Annotated in this window: 16 protein-coding genes; 5 read left to right on the top strand and 11 right to left on the bottom strand. The window is 61.7% G+C overall.

Annotation, left to right across the window (positions count from 1 at the left end; all coding sequences use genetic code 11):
• Positions 1–61 precede the first annotated feature (61 nt).
• On the top strand, positions 62–811 hold the full coding sequence (locus tag EEQ99_RS14750; protein WP_028756961.1) for a glycoside hydrolase family 25 protein: 750 nt from the start codon (positions 62–64) through the stop codon (positions 809–811).
• Between the two features lie 25 nt (positions 812–836).
• Here EEQ99_RS14750 and EEQ99_RS14745 read toward each other — a convergent pair whose 3' ends face one another.
• From EEQ99_RS14745 to radA, 4 genes are all read right to left on the bottom strand, one after another.
• Complete coding sequence (locus tag EEQ99_RS14745; RefSeq protein ID WP_028756960.1) at positions 837–1,577, bottom strand: SDR family NAD(P)-dependent oxidoreductase; 741 nt, start codon at positions 1,575–1,577, stop codon at positions 837–839.
• Positions 1,578–1,667: 90 nt separating this feature from the next.
• On the bottom strand, positions 1,668–3,158 hold the full coding sequence (gene purF, locus EEQ99_RS14740) for an amidophosphoribosyltransferase (protein WP_028756959.1): 1,491 nt from the start codon (positions 3,156–3,158) through the stop codon (positions 1,668–1,670).
• Positions 3,159–3,306: 148 nt separating this feature from the next.
• The gene (locus EEQ99_RS14735) at positions 3,307–3,933 is read right to left on the bottom strand and encodes a CvpA family protein (RefSeq protein WP_028756958.1); all 627 of its coding nucleotides are present in this window, start codon (positions 3,931–3,933) and stop codon (positions 3,307–3,309) included.
• Positions 3,934–4,023: 90 nt separating this feature from the next.
• Entirely contained in the window at positions 4,024–5,424 is a 1,401-nt protein-coding gene (radA, locus tag EEQ99_RS14730; protein WP_028756957.1) for a DNA repair protein RadA, read from the bottom strand.
• Positions 5,425–5,590: 166 nt separating this feature from the next.
• Between radA and EEQ99_RS14725 the strand changes: the two genes are divergently transcribed.
• The gene (locus EEQ99_RS14725; protein ID WP_097631074.1) at positions 5,591–6,226 is read left to right on the top strand and encodes a LysE family translocator; all 636 of its coding nucleotides are present in this window, start codon (positions 5,591–5,593) and stop codon (positions 6,224–6,226) included.
• A 10-nt stretch (positions 6,227–6,236) separates the two neighbouring features.
• Here EEQ99_RS14725 and alr read toward each other — a convergent pair whose 3' ends face one another.
• Positions 6,237–7,400, bottom strand: a complete 1,164-nt coding sequence (gene alr, locus EEQ99_RS14720) for an alanine racemase (protein WP_018241436.1) — start codon at positions 7,398–7,400, stop codon at positions 6,237–6,239.
• A 190-nt stretch (positions 7,401–7,590) separates the two neighbouring features.
• Here alr and EEQ99_RS14715 point away from each other — a divergent pair, with 190 nt between their 5' ends.
• The 3 genes from EEQ99_RS14715 to EEQ99_RS14705 all read left to right on the top strand — a co-directional run bounded on the left by EEQ99_RS14715 (position 7,591) and on the right by EEQ99_RS14705 (position 9,498).
• Positions 7,591–8,412 carry an AraC family transcriptional regulator gene (locus tag EEQ99_RS14715; RefSeq protein ID WP_097631073.1) on the top strand — a complete coding sequence of 274 codons (822 nt, stop codon included), beginning with the start codon at positions 7,591–7,593 and terminating at the stop codon, positions 8,410–8,412.
• Positions 8,413–8,479: 67 nt separating this feature from the next.
• Positions 8,480–9,199 carry an AzlC family ABC transporter permease gene (locus EEQ99_RS14710; protein ID WP_028756954.1) on the top strand — a complete coding sequence of 240 codons (720 nt, stop codon included), beginning with the start codon at positions 8,480–8,482 and terminating at the stop codon, positions 9,197–9,199.
• Positions 9,196–9,498: an AzlD family protein gene (locus EEQ99_RS14705; protein WP_028756953.1), complete on the top strand. Its 303-nt coding sequence runs from the start codon at positions 9,196–9,198 to the stop codon at positions 9,496–9,498. Before EEQ99_RS14710 ends, EEQ99_RS14705 begins: the two co-directional genes overlap by 4 nt.
• A 25-nt stretch (positions 9,499–9,523) precedes the next feature.
• Here the strand turns inward: EEQ99_RS14705 and EEQ99_RS14700 are convergent, their stop codons facing one another.
• From EEQ99_RS14700 to EEQ99_RS14675, 6 genes are all read right to left on the bottom strand, one after another.
• Positions 9,524–11,020, bottom strand: a complete 1,497-nt coding sequence (locus EEQ99_RS14700; RefSeq protein ID WP_025393962.1) for a replicative DNA helicase — start codon at positions 11,018–11,020, stop codon at positions 9,524–9,526.
• 398 nt (positions 11,021–11,418) lie between these two features.
• Entirely contained in the window at positions 11,419–11,997 is a 579-nt protein-coding gene (rplI, locus tag EEQ99_RS14695; RefSeq protein ID WP_028756952.1) for a 50S ribosomal protein L9, read from the bottom strand.
• Between the two features lie 22 nt (positions 11,998–12,019).
• Positions 12,020–13,006, bottom strand: coding sequence for a DUF2232 domain-containing protein (locus tag EEQ99_RS14690; protein ID WP_047616315.1), 987 nt, complete (start codon positions 13,004–13,006; stop codon positions 12,020–12,022).
• Positions 13,007–13,162: 156 nt separating this feature from the next.
• On the bottom strand, positions 13,163–13,411 hold the full coding sequence (rpsR, locus tag EEQ99_RS14685) for a 30S ribosomal protein S18 (RefSeq protein WP_003547038.1): 249 nt from the start codon (positions 13,409–13,411) through the stop codon (positions 13,163–13,165).
• A 14-nt stretch (positions 13,412–13,425) separates the two neighbouring features.
• Positions 13,426–13,893 carry a 30S ribosomal protein S6 gene (rpsF, locus tag EEQ99_RS14680; protein WP_003547040.1) on the bottom strand — a complete coding sequence of 156 codons (468 nt, stop codon included), beginning with the start codon at positions 13,891–13,893 and terminating at the stop codon, positions 13,426–13,428.
• A 307-nt stretch (positions 13,894–14,200) separates the two neighbouring features.
• Positions 14,201–15,244, bottom strand: coding sequence for an aldo/keto reductase (locus EEQ99_RS14675; RefSeq protein WP_028756969.1), 1,044 nt, complete (start codon positions 15,242–15,244; stop codon positions 14,201–14,203).
• Positions 15,245–15,400 lie beyond the last annotated feature (156 nt).

Here is a 15,400-nt window from a genome sequence, read left to right as displayed (position 1 = left end):
ATTTTCGCGGCGCAAATCTCGCATAGCCAGATGAGAAGCTGTCGAAAATTGGGGGGAAGGGATGCGGAAACTGGCTCGATCGACGATCGGAGCAACTGCAATTCTGGTGGTCGCATTCGCGGCATATCTGGCATACGATTTCGGGATGCTTCGCTTCAACAATCCCTCTCTCGACAGCTATCCGATCCAAGGCATCGATGTCAGCCATCACCAGGGTGATATCGATTGGAAGGCGGTCGCTACGCAGGCGAATGTCCGCTTCGCCTTCATGAAGGCGACCGAAGGGGGAGATCATCGGGATTCCAAATTCGCCGACAACTGGCAGCGCGCCAGAGATGCCGGCGTGGTCAGGGGCGCTTATCATTTCTTCACCTTCTGCCGCCCGGGCAGGGATCAGGCGCAGAATGTCCTGGCGACCGTGCCGAAGGAGCAGGGAACCCTGCCCATCGCCGTCGATCTGGAGTTTGTCGGCAATTGCAACAGAGTCCCGACGCTCGAGGAAATGGCGGCCGAGGTGAGCGCCTTCTTCGCCGAACTGAAAGTCACCTTTCCCGAAAAGCCTATCTTTTACGTCACGCAGGAATTCTTCGATCAATATCTGAAAGGCAATGAATCCCGCTTCCCCGATCATTACCTGTGGCTGCGAAGCGTGTTCAGGGAGCCGAGGCAGGAAGAATGCAGCCGTTGGTCGATCTGGCAATTTGCCGATAACGGCACATTGGACGGCATTCAGGGACCGGTGGATCTCAACGTCCTATGCCCGTCGGAAACGGGCCTGGCGCATCTGTTCCCGGCCGTTGCTGCGAAGTGAGACGTCTATAGCGCCGCGCGTCTTTCTATTCCGGCAGCCGGTAATCGACGAGCTTGTTTTCCCGCACCATAAACAGTTTGCCCGTCTCCGTTACTCCGGGACCGAGCAACGGCAGGATCGCCTTCGCCACTTCGGATGGATGCGGCAATGTCTGCGGATCTTCGCCGGGGACCGCCTGCGCCCGCATCGCGGTGCGTGTCGCGCCGGGATCGACGCTGGTGATCCGCAGCGGTGTGCTTTGACTTTCGCCCGCCCATGTGCGCGCCAGCGCCTCGACGGCGGCCTTGGAGGCAGAATAGGCGCCCCAGAAGGGGCGGCATTTATGGGCAGCGCCTGAAGACAGGATGACCGCTCGGCCGGCATCGGAACGGGCGAGCAGCGGATCGACCGAGCGGATCAGCCGCCATGTCGCGGTGACGTTGATGCTCATCACCTTCTCGAACACTTTCGCTTCGATATGGCCGATCGGCGAAATGACGCCGAGCACGCCGGCATTGGCGACGAGGATGTCGAGCTTGCCCCAGCGCTCGAAGATCGAGCCGCCGAGCGCATCGATCGCATTCATGTCGGCAAGGTCGAAGGGCACGAGCGTCGCCGTGCCGCCGACGGCCTTGATCGCATCGTCGAGATCCTCGAGCCCGCCGACCGTGCGGGCGCAGGCAATCACATGGGCGCCGGCTTTGGCCAGTTCCAGCGCCGTGAAATAGCCGATGCCGCGCGACGCGCCGGTGACGAGTGCGATCTTGCCCTCAAGATTGATGTTCATGATGTCGTATTCCCCGACGAAGGGAGAGGGGTGCGGTGAACCCCTCCGGGATGGATGATAGGAAAGCCGGCCCCGGTCAGCCGTTGCTTGTCAGCCGTTGCTGGCAAGCATCGAAAGCTTGTTGCCCATCGACTCGCCGTTCTTGTCGAGTAGGCGGGTCGGGTAGTCACCGGTGAAATAGTGATCGGTGAATTGCGGCCGGGCCGGATTGCGATCCTCGCCGCCGACGGCGCGGTAAAGCCCGTTGATCGACAGGAAAGCCAGCGAATCCGCACCGATATATTTGGCCATGGCTTCGACATCGGCATACTGGTTTGCCAGCAGCTTTTCGGCATCGGGCGTGTCGATGCCGTAGAAATCCGGGAAGAAGATCATCGGGCTTGCGACGCGGACATGGACTTCGCGCGCGCCGGCTTCGCGGATCATCTGGACGATCTTGAGAGAGGTCGTGCCGCGCACGATGGAATCGTCCACCAGCACCACTCGCTTGCCTTCGATCATCGCCCGGTTGGCCGAATGCTTCAGCTTCACGCCGAAGGCGCGGATCTGCTGCGTCGGCTCGATGAAGGTACGGCCGACATAATGGTTGCGGATGATACCGTATTCGAAGGGAATGCCGCTCTGCTGGGCATAGCCGAGCGCTGCTGGCGTGCCGCCATCCGGCACCGGCACGATCACGTCGGCATCGACGGGCGATTCCTTGGCGAGGTTCATGCCCATGTTCTTGCGCGTCGTATAGACGTTGCGGCCGCCGACGACCGAATCCGGCCGGGCGAAATAGACATATTCGAACAGGCAGAGGCGCTCCGGCTGCGGCTTGCTGGGCTTGCGCGCATCGATGCTGATCGAGCCGTCGGGCTGGATTTCGCAGATGACGACTTCGCCGTTTTCCACGTCGCGGATGAACTTGGCGCCGATGATATCGAGCGCGCAGGTTTCCGAGCAGAAGATCGGCTTGCCGTCGAGTTCGCCCAGCACGAGCGGGCGGATGCCTGTGGGGTCACGGGCGGCAATCAGCTTCGTGCGCGTCATGGCGAGCATCGAATAGCCGCCTTCCATCTGGCGGATCGCATCGATGAAGCGGTCGGATGTGGACGCATGGCGCGAGCGGGCAATGAGGTGGAGGACGACTTCCGTGTCGGAGGTCGACTGACAGATGGCGCCGGTGGCGATGATCTGGCGGCGCAGCGTCAGGCCATTGGTGAAATTGCCGTTATGGGCAATGGCGATGCCGCCTTCTTCCAGTTCGGCAAAGAGCGGCTGCACGTTGCGCATGGCCACTTCGCCTGTCGTCGAGTAGCGCGTATGGCCGATCGACATGCTGCCCGGCAGGCGGGCGAGCGTCATCGGATTGGTATAGTGGTCGCCGACGAGGCCCATATGGCGCTCTTGATAAAAGCGCTTGCCGTCGAAGGAGACGATGCCGGCCGCTTCCTGTCCGCGATGCTGAAGCGCATGCAGGCCAAGCGCCGTGAGCGCTGCGGCATCGGGATGTCCCAAAATTCCGAATACCCCGCATTCTTCATGCAGCGTATCTCCGTCGAGCGGATCGTCGGTCGGGATGGCATGGGACTGGTTCATTTCTGCGGGCCTCTGCTCTCACAAGAATGGATCGGCATTTCCAGAAATAACGGAAGCCCGGCGGAGCTGGAATGCCCGACCGGACCCTCATTCACATTCCGCTCAAATGGCAATTGCCTTAAGGCGGGTCAAGCTCTTGAACACTGTGTCAATTCGCCGGCTGCTGTGCGCCGTCTGCAGGCGCATTCGGTGCGTCTTCCGCTGGAGCCTGGTCGCCCGTCGGCGGCGTGGTACCCTCAGTGCCCTGTGCCTGCGGCTGAAGCTTATCACGGATGCTCGCCGGTATCATCTGGGCAAATTGCTCCGGCAGAGCCGATTTCAGCTTCACGACCATCGAATCCAGGAAGGGTTTCGATTTGGCTTCGTTGACCCAGGCCGGGCGGTGATCGACATCGACCAGCCAGTTCCAGAAGGCGACGGCAACGACCAGGAGCAGCACGCCGCGGGCTGCCCCGAACAGGAAACCGAGCGTGCGATCAAGCGCGCCGACGCGGCTGTCGATGATGAAATCGGCGATCTTCATCGTGATGAAGGAGATGACGATGAGCGCGATCAGGAAGACGACCGCTGCCGAACCGATGATCGCGATGCGGTCGTCATCGGTGTATTTCTTCGCATAGGGCAGCAGGTAGGGATAGAGGTAATAGGCCGCCGCCGCCGAACCGCCCCAACTCGCGATCGAGAGGATCTCGCGCGAAAAGCCGCGGACCATCGCCAGCACGGCGGAGAAGAGCACGACGCCGATGACAATACCGTCGAAAATCGTAATGGGCATGTAAATTCAACTCCAGGACTGCCGCTTGGCGGCCGTGTCGTGCCTTATCGTGTGCCTCCTATATCATCACCAATCTTGGCAATGAAAGGATCAAACCTCGTCTTCCACACGCAACGCCCCCTTCGACCCGGCGATGCGCGCGACCAGATCCGGCAGGCTTTCGACCTCGCTCCAGCGCCCGCCGGAACCCTTCGGCAATTCGGCGGAGGCGGATGGAAGCAATGCTGCGGAAAAACCCAGCTTCTCGGCTTCCTTGAGGCGCTGGGCGGTGTGCGCAACCGGCCGGATGGCGCCCGACAGGCTGACTTCGCCGAAATAGACGCAATCGGCAGGAAGGGCAATACCGGCAAGCGAGGAAACGAGCGCCGAAGCGACGGCCAGATCGGCCGCCGGTTCGGTGATGCGGTAACCGCCGGCAACGTTGAGGTAGACGTCGTGCTGGCCGAGCCGGACGCCGCAATGGGCTTCGAGCACGGCCAGGATCATCGATAGCCGGGCCGAATCCCAGCCGACCACGGCGCGCCGCGGCGTGCCAAGCGAGGTCGGCGCCACCAGCGCCTGCACCTCGACGAGCACCGGACGCGTGCCTTCCATGCCGGCAAAGACGGCAGCACCTGGCGATTTTTCGTTGCGCTCGCCGAGGAAGAGCTCCGACGGGTTGGCGACTTCGCGCAAGCCCTTGTCGGACATTTCGAAGACGCCGATCTCGTCGGTCGGGCCGAAGCGGTTCTTGACCGTGCGCAGGATGCGGTAGTGATGGCCGCGATCGCCTTCGAAATAGAGCACGGCATCGACCATGTGTTCGACGACGCGCGGGCCGGCGATCTGCCCGTCCTTGGTCACATGCCCGACGAGCACCATGGCGGCCCCCGTCTGCTTGGCGAAACGGATCATCGCCTGCACACCGGTGCGCACCTGCGTCACCGTTCCCGGCGCGGATTCGGCCAGTTCGCTCCAAAGCGTCTGGATCGAATCGATGATGACGAGGTCCGGCCGCTTGCCCTCGGCGAGGGTCGCCAGAATATCCTCGACATTGGTTTCGGCCGCCAGCATCACGTCGGTATCGGCCGCCGCGAGGCGTTGCGCCCGCAGCCGGACCTGCGCTACGGCTTCTTCGCCGGAGACGTAGATGATCTTGTGGCCGCGCCGTGCAAGGGCGGCGGCCGCCTGCATCAGCAGCGTCGATTTGCCGATGCCGGGATCGCCGCCGATCAGCACCGCCGAGCCGCGCACGAAGCCGCCGCCAAGCGCCCGGTCGAGCTCCGACATGGCGGTGTGGATGCGCGGCGCCTCCTCGATCTCGCCGGATAGCGCCGTCAGCGCCACCGGGCGGCCCTTTTTCGGCGTCTTGCCCGGACCGGAGCCGATCCCGCCCATCGGGTCCTCTTCGACGATGGTGTTCCACTCGCCGCAGTTTTCGCATTTGCCGGCCCAGCGGTTATGAACCGTGCCGCAATTCTGGCAGATGAATTGTGTCCTGGCCTTCGCCATCAATTACTCTTTCAGTCCGGGTTCCCGAGGCAAGCAGACGCGCCGCTTCATCGAATCATTGTCGTGCTTGAGATAATGGCTATCGCGACGGATCAAAACTAATGATTTCCCCATCAGCGCGCGCCGTGCCTATCCTTTGTTCTCTGCTTATCCGGAACGGTGGAAGATGTTCGATTATTCGCTCGCGCACTGGCTTGCATTTCTGTCGGCTGCGGTTTTGCTCAACCTCTCGCCCGGCCCCGACATCGCCTTCATCCTCGGTCACACGATGAGAGGCGGAAAACGTGCCGGTTTTTCCGCGTTGTTCGGCGTCTGGTCTGGCGCCTGCCTGCACGTGCTGATGGCGGCACTCGGTCTTTCCGCCGTGCTTGCCGCTTCCGCCGCCGCCTTCTCGACGGTCAAATGGATCGGCGCCGCCTATCTCGTCTGGCTGGGCATCCAGGCGTTGCGCGCCGGCGGCGGCAATGGACTGATAAAGGCTGCCGGTGAAGAAATGCCGGGCGCAAGGATCTACCGGCAGGGAATCCTGGTGTCGTTGCTCAATCCGAAGGTGGCGATCTTCTTCCTGGCCTTCCTGCCGCAATTCGTCGTCGAAGGGGCAGGACCGGCATGGGCCCAACTCCTGCTGCATGGCGGGCTTATCATTGTCGTCGCTGCCTTCATCGAGCCGCCGCTCGTCCTTCTCGGCGGGCGCCTTGCCGATGCGCTCAGGCATAATCAGAAAGTCGGGCTATGGCTCGATCGCAGCCTCGGCGCGCTTTTCGTAGCGCTCGGCGTCCGCCTTGCGCTCAGCAGCCGTTGACGGGCGAACTCTACTCCTCGGCGACATAGCGCCGCTCATGGCGGAGCCCCATGCTGGTCAGGATCTCGTATCCGATCGTGCCTGCTGCCCGCGCCACGTCGTCGACTGGCATATTCTTGCCGAACAGCTCGACATAATCCCCGGCGCGCACGGCATTGTCAGGCAGGTCGGTGATATCGAAGATCGTCAGGTCCATGGTGATCCGGCCGGCAACCGGCACCTTGTGTCCGGCGATAAAGCCTTGCCCGCCTTGCGGCACCGCTTGGCGCAGCGGCACGCCGCCGCTCGACTGGCTGCGCATATAGCCGTCGGCATAACCGGCCGAGGCGATCGCCAGCCGGCTTTTGCGGTTGAGCTGCAGCGCCCGCCCATAGCTGACGGTCTCGCCGGCCTCGACATTTCGCACCTGGATGATGCGCGCTTCCGCGGTTGCCACCGGCCGCATCGGGTTCGTCATGCCGCAGACCGCTTCGCCGCCATAGAGCGCAATGCCGGGGCGGGTCAGGTCGAAGTGATAATCCTCGCCGAGAAAGATGCCGGCCGAGGCCGCAAGACTTGAATCGATGCCTTCATAGGCGGCGCTAACCCTGTGGAATGATTCGAGCTGCCGCCGGTTCATCGCATGGCTGGGATCGTCGCCGCAGGCGAGATGGCTCATGACAAGCACCGGCGCGAAACTAGCCGGCCGCGAAACATCGTCGACGAGCGCGATCGCATCGTCGATATGTAGTCCGAGCCGATTGAAACCGGTATCGACATGCAGCGCGCAGGGGTAGTCGCCGTAATCGGCCAGCACCGCCATCCAGAAGGCGAGTTGCTCGTCGGAAGAAATCACCGGCACCAGATCATTGTCGAAGAAGCGTCGCTCGGTGCCCGGCCAGATGCCGGAGAGCACGAAGATGCGCGCCTCCGGCGCATAGAGGCGAAGGGTGACGCCCTCGTCGACGGTCGCGACGAAGAAGTCGCGGGCGCCTGCCATATAGAGCGCTTCGCCGGCATCCTCGATGCCCATGCCATAGGCATCCGCCTTGACGACGGCCGAGGCGCGCGCTGCACCGGAGCGGCGCGCCATATCGCGCCAGTTCTCCGTAAGCGCGGTCAAGTCGACGGTCAGCCGCAGGCCTGCGGAAGCGAAAAGATCGTCGTCGTCGAAGGGAATGGGAAAATCTGTCATGAATCGCCGTGAAGAAATGAAGGGAAAATCACCTCACCCAGTCTAGTGAGCATTGTGGCCAAGGGAAAGCGCGGGCGGTCACATACCATCCTTTGCCGCCTGTACGATCACTTTTGTTCAAGACGCATGGCGGCTTCGGCGCTAATCTACCCGCATGCAGAACGTATCTCAGAAAGAGGCGGCGGAGGCTATGCCGCTCGCCAACGTGGAATCGGCCCGCTTTTGGCGGGACAGCCGCTTCCGTGACATGGAGTGTCTGAGCGCTACCTTTCTCACTCATGAATATGCGCCGCATGCGCACGATACATTCAGCATCGGCGCGATTGAAAGCGGCAGCCAGATCGCCACGCTGAGCGGCAGGCGGGAGGAAACCGGCCCGGGCGACCTTTATCTTATCGATCCGGGCGTCATTCATGACGGCGCTCCCGGCGGCGAGGGCTACCGTTATCGCATGATTTATCCGGACATGAAATTATTCATCGATATTCTGGAGGATGTGACGGGCAAGGCCTTTCACGCGACGCCGTCTTTTTCCGGCGGGCTTCCACGCGATCCGCAACTCGCCAATGCTTTTCACGCCGCCCACCGCACGCTCGAAAGGGGCGCAGGTGCATTGGAGTCCGATGAAAGCATGTTCTCGGTGCTGGCGGCGATCTTTGCGCGCCACGGCAGCACAATCGTCGTGCCTGTCGATACGCAGGAGCGAAGCGCCGTCGCCCGCGCGCGCGAATATCTCATCGAGAATTTCGACAGCGACGTCGGCCTTGAGGAACTGGCCGGGGTGGCGAGGTTGAGCCGCGCGCATCTCATCCGCGCCTTCCGCAAGGAATACCACATCACGCCACATGCCTTCCTGACGGACCGGCGCGTGCAGGTGGCCCGCAGGCTGCTGCGGCAGGGGCGCATGCCCGCCGATATCGCGCTCGAATGCGGTTTTGCCGATCAGGCGCATTTCACCCGGCACTTCAAGGCGCGCACGGGCGTAACACCCGGTCAATTCCGTACTGGCTGATCACTTTCGTTCAATACGGCTGTGTCGGGCTGGGCTACTGCTCCGTGATCTCAATCAGGAGGTTGCCATGTTGCAGCAAAGCCGGCCATCCAGCGAATTTCTTACCGGCGAATTTCTTGCCGGAATGCGCGCCATCTTTCCGCTTGTCGTCGCCGTTGCTCCGATCGGTCTGGTTTTCGGCGCGATTTCGGCCACCAAGGGTCTTTCGGTGTTGGAAACGACGCTGATGAGTGCGCTGGTCTTCGCCGGCGGCTCGCAGTTCGTGGCAATGGATATATGGGCGCATCCGGCAAGCTGGGTCGGCGTCGGCTTCGCAACACTGCTGGTCAATATCCGCCATGTGCTGATGAGCGCGTCGCTCGGTATGAAGATGCAGTCCTTCTCCACCATCAAGCGCTATGCCGCCATGCTGTTTCTCGCTGACGAACTCTGGGCCATGGCGGAGTTCCGCGCCGGCAGCACACGGCTGACGCCCGTCTGGTATGCCGGCATCGTCGCGCCCTTCTATGTCGCCTGGGTCGGCTCTTCGCTCGCAGGCGCGTTGCTCGGCGTCTTTCTGGGCGATCCGGCGGTCATCGGTCTCGATTTCGCTTTTCCGGCCGTGTTTGTCGTGCTGGTCATGGGCTTCTGGAAGGGACCGGAAACGGGCGCAATTCTGGCCGCGAGCGGAATTGCAGCCGTCGCCGTCCATCATTTCGTGCCGGGCGTCTGGTATATCGCAGCCGGCGCTTTGGCCGGACTGGTGATGGCTTTCTGGAAGGGTGGGGTCCAGGAGCAGGCCGCATGACGCTTGATATCAATACCCTGCTTGCCATCCTCGCGATGGCATTCGCGACGATTTTCACGCGCATCAGCGGTCTCGTCCTCATCCGTCACGTGCAGCTGGACGAGCGCTGGAAAACGGCGATTGAGGCGATCCCGCCGGCGGTCCTGATGGCGGTGATCGCTCCGACCGCCTTTGCGACCGGCTGGGCGGAGACACTGGCATGTGCCGCAACGGCGCTGGCCGCCCGCCGCCTGCCGATGCTTGCCAGCGTCGTCGGCGGCGTTGTGACGGTGGCCTTGTTGCGGGCCACAGGTTTCTAGGGGAAATTGACCCGGAAATACCGTGTCAATGTTCCTCGTACTGTGTGAAGGAGGGATCGGCGAGATCGGCGAAGCGGGTGAATTCCGACTGGAAGGCGAGCTTCACCGTGCCTGTCGGCCCGTGGCGCTGCTTGGCGATGATGACGTCGGCCGTACCTTTTACCTTGTCGAACAGCGCTTCCCATTCCGGATATTTCGGATCGTGGATGTCGCGCGGCTCCGAATTTTTGACGTAGTATTCCTCCCGGAACACGAACAACACGACGTCGGCGTCCTGCTCGATCGAGCCGGATTCGCGAAGGTCGGAAAGCTGCGGGCGCTTGTCGTCCCGGCTTTCGACCTGACGCGAGAGCTGCGACAGCGCGATGATCGGAACGTTGAGTTCCTTGCCGAGCGCCTTCAGGCCGGTGGTGATCTGGGTGATTTCCTGGACACGGTTGTCGCTGGATTTGCCCGAGCCGGTCATCAGCTGGATGTAGTCGACCACAAGCACATCGAGGCCGCGCTGGCGCTTGAGGCGGCGGGCGCGCGCCGAAAGCTGGGCGATCGAGATACCGCCGGTCTGGTCGATATAGAGCGGCACCTTCTGCATCATCATCGAGCAGGCGACGAGCTTTTCAAAATCGGCATCGTTGATGTCGCCGCGGCGGATCTTCGAGGAGGAGACTTCCGTCTGCTCGGAGATGATACGGGTGGCGAGCTGTTCGGACGACATTTCGAGCGAATAGAAGCCGACGACGCCGCCGTTCTTCGCCTTCATGCTGCCGTCCGACTGGACTTCGCCTTCGTAGGCGGCGGCGATATTATAGGCGATATTGGTGGCAAGCGAGGTCTTGCCCATGCCGGGACGTCCGGCCAGCACGATCAAGTCCGAACGCTGCAGGCCACCCATCTTGGAATCCAGCGAATGGATGCCGGTGGAAATGCCGGAAAGCCCGCCATCGCGTTCCTTGGCGACAGCCGCCATGTCGATCGCCAGCGCAACGGCATCGTTGAAGGCCTGGAATCCGCCGTCGTAGCGGCCGTTTTCCGCCAGTTCGAAGAGGCGGCGTTCGGTATCTTCGATCTGCGACTGCGGCGGCATGTCGAGCGGCGCGTCATAGGCGATGTTGACGACGTCCTCGCCGATGGTGATCAGCGCCCGGCGCAGCGCCAGGTCGTAGATCGCCCGGCCGTAATCCTCGGCATTGATGACGGTGACGGCGTTGCTGACGAGGCTCGCCAGATATTGCGAAACCGTCATGTCGCCGACCTTCTCGTCGGCCTTCAGGAAGGTCTTGATCGTCACCGGATTGGCGATCTTGCCCATGCGGATGATATCGCCGGCAACCTCGAAGATCTTCCGATGCAGCGGTTCATAGAGATGGATAGGCTTCAGGAAGTCCGACACCCGGTAATAGGCGTCGTTGTTCATCAGGATCGCGCCCAGAAGCGCCTGCTCGGCTTCGATATTGTTGGGTGCTTCGCGATAATGCTGCTCCGACGGAGCAACGGCTGCAATCTTTCGAGCGGCGTCGTTCATCATCATCCGTTCTGTCTTTTTCCAGCTCCGGATTTGCAATTCCGGACGCGAAAATCAAGAGGCTACGAAAGGAGCGGGGGCTCTCTTCGCCTAAATCCTGAACGCTGTGCACGTTGTTCGACTTCTCCACAGTCCTGGGCGACACAAAGGAGAAATACTGGCAGTGTCACCCGCACGACACGGTCTGGCGCCGACTCAGCGCATCCGTTTCGGAGAAGGGTATTTTAGCGTGGCGCGATAAGGCGCGCAGCAAAAACATCCGGGAAATCCCCTTAAAAAAGCGACCCCGATCGGCCGCGCCTGTCGAAGGGGTGGAAAACGGTCTGTCGAAGGTGTGTAAACGAAAAAGCCCGGCGCGATGGCCGGGCTTTCTCTCTCGTGGATCGCTCCGACGAAAATTATGCTTCGTCTTCGTCGACGCCGTCGGCTTCCGGATCGAAGAAGTCTTCCGGACGCAATGCGTCTTCGTCGACACCGTAGATCGCGTCGACCGAGGTGAGCTCTTCACCCTTGGCCTGGCGCTCTGCCTCTTCGGCAGAACGGGCAACGTTGAGCTCGACGTGGATTTCGACTTCGGCATGCAGCTGCAGCTCAACCTTGTGCAGGCCGATCGACTTGATCGGCGTGTTGAGGTGAACCTGGTTGCGGCCGATGTTGAAGCCTTCGGCGGCGAGGATCTCGACGACGTCACGGGCGGCGACCGAACCGTAGAGCTGGCCGGTTTCGCCGGCGGAACGCACGACGATGAAGGACTTGCCGTCGAGAACGTCGGCGACCTTCTGGGCTTCCGACTTGCGCTCGAGGTTGCGGGCTTCGAGCGTCGCACGCTCGGCTTCGAAGCGGGTCTTGTTGGCGGCGTTGGCGCGCAGCGCCTTGCCGAGCGGCAGCAGGTAGTTACGGGCAAAGCCGTCGCGAACCTTGACGGTTTCGCCCATCTGGCCGAGCTTGGAGATGCGTTCAAGAAGAATGACTTCCATTTTCTTTTTCCTTTCTTGTGTCTCAGATTTTCGTATCGGGTTGTTTGGGGGCATCAGCATCTTTCGTCGGGGTCAGCGCGATCGCCTTGCGCGTATCGCTGAGACCAAGGACGAGGATGAGGAGAGCTGGCAGCAGCATGAGCATCGAAGCCAGGTAGCTAAGGATGAGGGCCGGCATGCGCCAGTCCTTGCCGCGCGTGCGGAAATGCAGCGAGGCGAAACCGGAGAGCATGAAACCGGCGCCGAAGGTGCCGATCACGGTCGCGCCGACCAGCGCCGGAACGCCGCCGAAGAAGCAGGCGGCAAGCCCGGCCAGGAAGATGAAGATCGAGTTGCGGTTCATGCGCAGCGACGAGGGAATGTCCTCGCGCGGGCGAAGGCCGCGGCCGGAGGCTGAGACGATGCGCACCGCAAAATAATAGGCGGCAAACAGCATGGAGACCCACATGCCGCCCTGCAAAGCCGGCAGCATCAGCAGGATCAGCGATTTGGTCTGCGCGGTCGCGGCCGGATCGGGCATGAATTCCGGTTGCTGCTGTTTGAGCGAGGTGATCAGCAGGTCGACGATCGGATCGGTGATCTCAGGCCCGTAGCCGATGATCACGCCGATGACGATGACCGCAAGCGTCACCAGGCCGCAGAGATGCAGCAGGATATCGGAGAGCGGATACCAGGCAAGCAGGTGGTCGGGGCCACCGAGTTCGGAGGCGGGACGCGCGAGATTGGCGAGATGGCTCAGCCAGCCGGCCGGCAGAAGCGTCACCAGCGTCATGATCAGCGCGAAGGAAGGCGAGATCAAGATCGCGCCGAGTGCGGCAGCGGTGGTGACGGCCGAGATCGCCGCGGCATTGCCCCATCCGAGCCCGACGATCAGAATCGGCAGCGCTGAAGCCGTGTAGAGAAGCGCGCTGAAAAACGACGGCTGCATGCTCGCGCCCAGCACCAGCAGGGCGGCGGTCAATCCGGCGAGTGCGCCGATCAGCAGCGTTCTAATGTTTAGTCGTTTCAAGGTCGCTGTCCTGCTTCATCAAGCAGTTAGAGGATGTTGCTGAATCGAATTCAGAAACGTCTCAACATGGGTTTTAAGAGTTCCGATCCGCGCCCATCGCGAAAGGGAGAAGGGAAGGCACGAATGCCTTCCCTCAATGGTATTGGTGTCGGCCGATCAGGCGACGACGTAGGGCAGCAGGCCGAGGAAACGGGCGCGCTTGATCGCCTGGGCCAGTTCGCGCTGCTTCTTCTGGGAAACGGCCGTGATGCGGGACGGAACGATCTTGCCGCGCTCGGAAATGTAGCGCTGCAGCAGGCGTACGTCCTTGTAGTCGATCCGCGGCGCGTTGGCGCCGGAGAACGGGCAGGTCTTGCGGCGGCGATGGAACGGGCGGCGGACCGGAGCGGAGGAAGTTTCAGACATATCTCGGATCTCCCTTATACACGGTCTTCGCGCGGACGGCGCGGACGGTCGTCACGGTCGCCGAAGCCACCTTCACGCGGCGGACGCGGGCCACGGTCGCGATCACCGAAGCCGCCTTCACGCGGGCCACGGCCGCCTTCACGCGGACGGTCGTCACGGTCGCGCTTCTGCATCATGGCAGACGGACCTTCTTCATGCTTCTCGACGGCGATCGTCATGTAGCGAAGAACGTCTTCGCTGATGCGCATCTGACGTTCCATTTCCTGGACGGCAGCAGCCGGTGCATCGATGTCCATCAGGGCGTAGTGCGCCTTGCGGTTCTTCTTGATGCGGTAGGTGAGGGACTTGAGGCCCCAGTTCTCGATACGCCCGACTTTACCGCCGTTTGCTTCGATCACGCCCTTGTACTGTTCTACGAGGGCATCGACCTGCTGAGCGGAAATATCCTGCCGGGCAAGGAATACATGTTCATAAAGAGCCATGACAGCTTTGCCTTTCTTGCGTTTGGTTCAACCCGATATTCGGCGGCTAAGCCTCAACGACTGCTCCTGATTGGGCGGGCCCAGGCAAGAAAGCGTTTTCCGAGACGGTCGAGAGCGGAGACACGGGAGGCTGGAACGCTTCCGTTCCGAACGATTTCCAAAAGGAAACCGGCCCTCCGTTCAGCCACCAGCCAGAAGACCGGGTTAACGAACAGGGCGGCTTATACGGATTTTTTGGGCAAAGGCAAGTGCAATCGGACCCGACGCAAACCGATGGTCGGCGTCGGGGGGCCTTACGGCAAGATGATCAAAGCGTCAGCGGATACTGGCGGTGCACCTTGGCGATCTCCGCCAGGACTTCGTGAGAGAGCGTCAGCTCGGCTGCGCCGATATCGACTTTCAGCTGCTCCATCGAGGTTGCGCCGATGATGACCGAGGCCATGAACGGCCTTGATCGGCAGAAGGCGAGCGCCATGGCCGCCGGGTCGAGGCCGAAGGTTGCGGCGATCTGCAGGTAGGCTTTGGTCGCCGGTTCCTGCAACGGCTGCAGGCGACCGCCGATATCGGGGTTGATCGAACCGCGCGAACCCTTCGGCCTGCCGCCATCTACATATTTGCCGGACAGGATGCCGCCGGCAAGCGGCGAATAGGCGAGCAGCCCGACATCCTCGTGATGCGAGAGTTCGGCGAGGTCGAGATCGAAATGACGGTAGAGCAGGTTATATTCGTTCTGGACGCTGGCAACGCGCGGCAAGCTCTTCTGTTCGGAAAGCGTCAGATATTTCTGTATGCCCCAGGTGGTTTCGTTGGAAAGGCCGATCGCGCGGATCTTGCCTTCCTGCACCAGCGCGCCGAGCGTTTCCAGGATGTCGAGCATGTTGGCGACGGCCTTGTCGCGATCCTGGTTGAAGGGATTGTAGCTCCAGTTCTGGCGGAAATGGAAATGGCCGCGGTTCGGCCAGTGGACCTGGTAGAGATCGACGTAATCGGTCTTCAGCCGCGCCAGGCTGGCCTCGAGCGCCAGTCGGATATTCTTTGCATCGGCGCCTTGGCCGCCGCGAATATAGTCGCGGCCGCGGCCTGCAACCTTGGTGGCGAGCACGATATCCCCGCGCTTGCCGGTCTTTTCGAACCAGCTGCCGATATAGTCTTCGGTCCAGCCCTGCGTTTCGGCCGAAACCGGCGTGGTCGGATAAAGCTCGGCCGTGTCGAAGAAATTGACGCCTTTTTCGACGGCGTAGTCCATCTGCGCATGCGCGTCGGCTTCGCTGTTCTGCGAACCCCAGGTCATCGTGCCAAGGCAGATCTCTGAAACGGAAATCTCGGTGCGGCCTAGTGAATTGTACTTCATGGAAAAACCTTGGAAGAGAGGTGAAAGCCTTGGGAGGGTCCGCGCAAATCTAGGCTGGATTTGGCGGAGCGCAAGAGCAAAAACCGGGCTTTTGCGCGCGTGCGAGAGGCTTTGCGCAGAAGGGGCCGCCACTTGACTCTGCCGGAAAGAATGTCA

Origin of the sequence: Rhizobium anhuiense (assembly GCF_003985145.1) — a bacterium.
Lineage (GTDB): Bacteria > Pseudomonadota > Alphaproteobacteria > Rhizobiales > Rhizobiaceae > Rhizobium > Rhizobium anhuiense.
Note: the sequence above shows the minus strand (reverse complement) of the source record. Positions and strands in the feature narration are given on the sequence as shown.

Coding starts and splice junctions, on each gene's coding strand:
- EEQ99_RS14750 (WP_028756961.1), top strand. CDS start 62: ATGCGGAAACTGGCTCGATCGACGATCGGAGCAACTGCAATTCTGGTG.
- EEQ99_RS14745 (WP_028756960.1), bottom strand. CDS start 1,577: ATGAACATCAATCTTGAGGGCAAGATCGCACTCGTCACCGGCGCGTCG.
- purF (WP_028756959.1), bottom strand. CDS start 3,158: ATGAACCAGTCCCATGCCATCCCGACCGACGATCCGCTCGACGGAGAT.
- EEQ99_RS14735 (WP_028756958.1), bottom strand. CDS start 3,933: ATGCCCATTACGATTTTCGACGGTATTGTCATCGGCGTCGTGCTCTTC.
- radA (WP_028756957.1), bottom strand. CDS start 5,424: ATGGCGAAGGCCAGGACACAATTCATCTGCCAGAATTGCGGCACGGTT.
- EEQ99_RS14725 (WP_097631074.1), top strand. CDS start 5,591: ATGTTCGATTATTCGCTCGCGCACTGGCTTGCATTTCTGTCGGCTGCG.
- alr (WP_018241436.1), bottom strand. CDS start 7,400: ATGACAGATTTTCCCATTCCCTTCGACGACGACGATCTTTTCGCTTCC.
- EEQ99_RS14715 (WP_097631073.1), top strand. CDS start 7,591: ATGCCGCTCGCCAACGTGGAATCGGCCCGCTTTTGGCGGGACAGCCGC.
- EEQ99_RS14710 (WP_028756954.1), top strand. CDS start 8,480: ATGTTGCAGCAAAGCCGGCCATCCAGCGAATTTCTTACCGGCGAATTT.
- EEQ99_RS14705 (WP_028756953.1), top strand. CDS start 9,196: ATGACGCTTGATATCAATACCCTGCTTGCCATCCTCGCGATGGCATTC.
- EEQ99_RS14700 (WP_025393962.1), bottom strand. CDS start 11,020: ATGAACGACGCCGCTCGAAAGATTGCAGCCGTTGCTCCGTCGGAGCAG.
- rplI (WP_028756952.1), bottom strand. CDS start 11,997: ATGGAAGTCATTCTTCTTGAACGCATCTCCAAGCTCGGCCAGATGGGC.
- rpsR (WP_003547038.1), bottom strand. CDS start 13,411: ATGTCTGAAACTTCCTCCGCTCCGGTCCGCCGCCCGTTCCATCGCCGC.
- rpsF (WP_003547040.1), bottom strand. CDS start 13,893: ATGGCTCTTTATGAACATGTATTCCTTGCCCGGCAGGATATTTCCGCT.
- EEQ99_RS14675 (WP_028756969.1), bottom strand. CDS start 15,244: ATGAAGTACAATTCACTAGGCCGCACCGAGATTTCCGTTTCAGAGATC.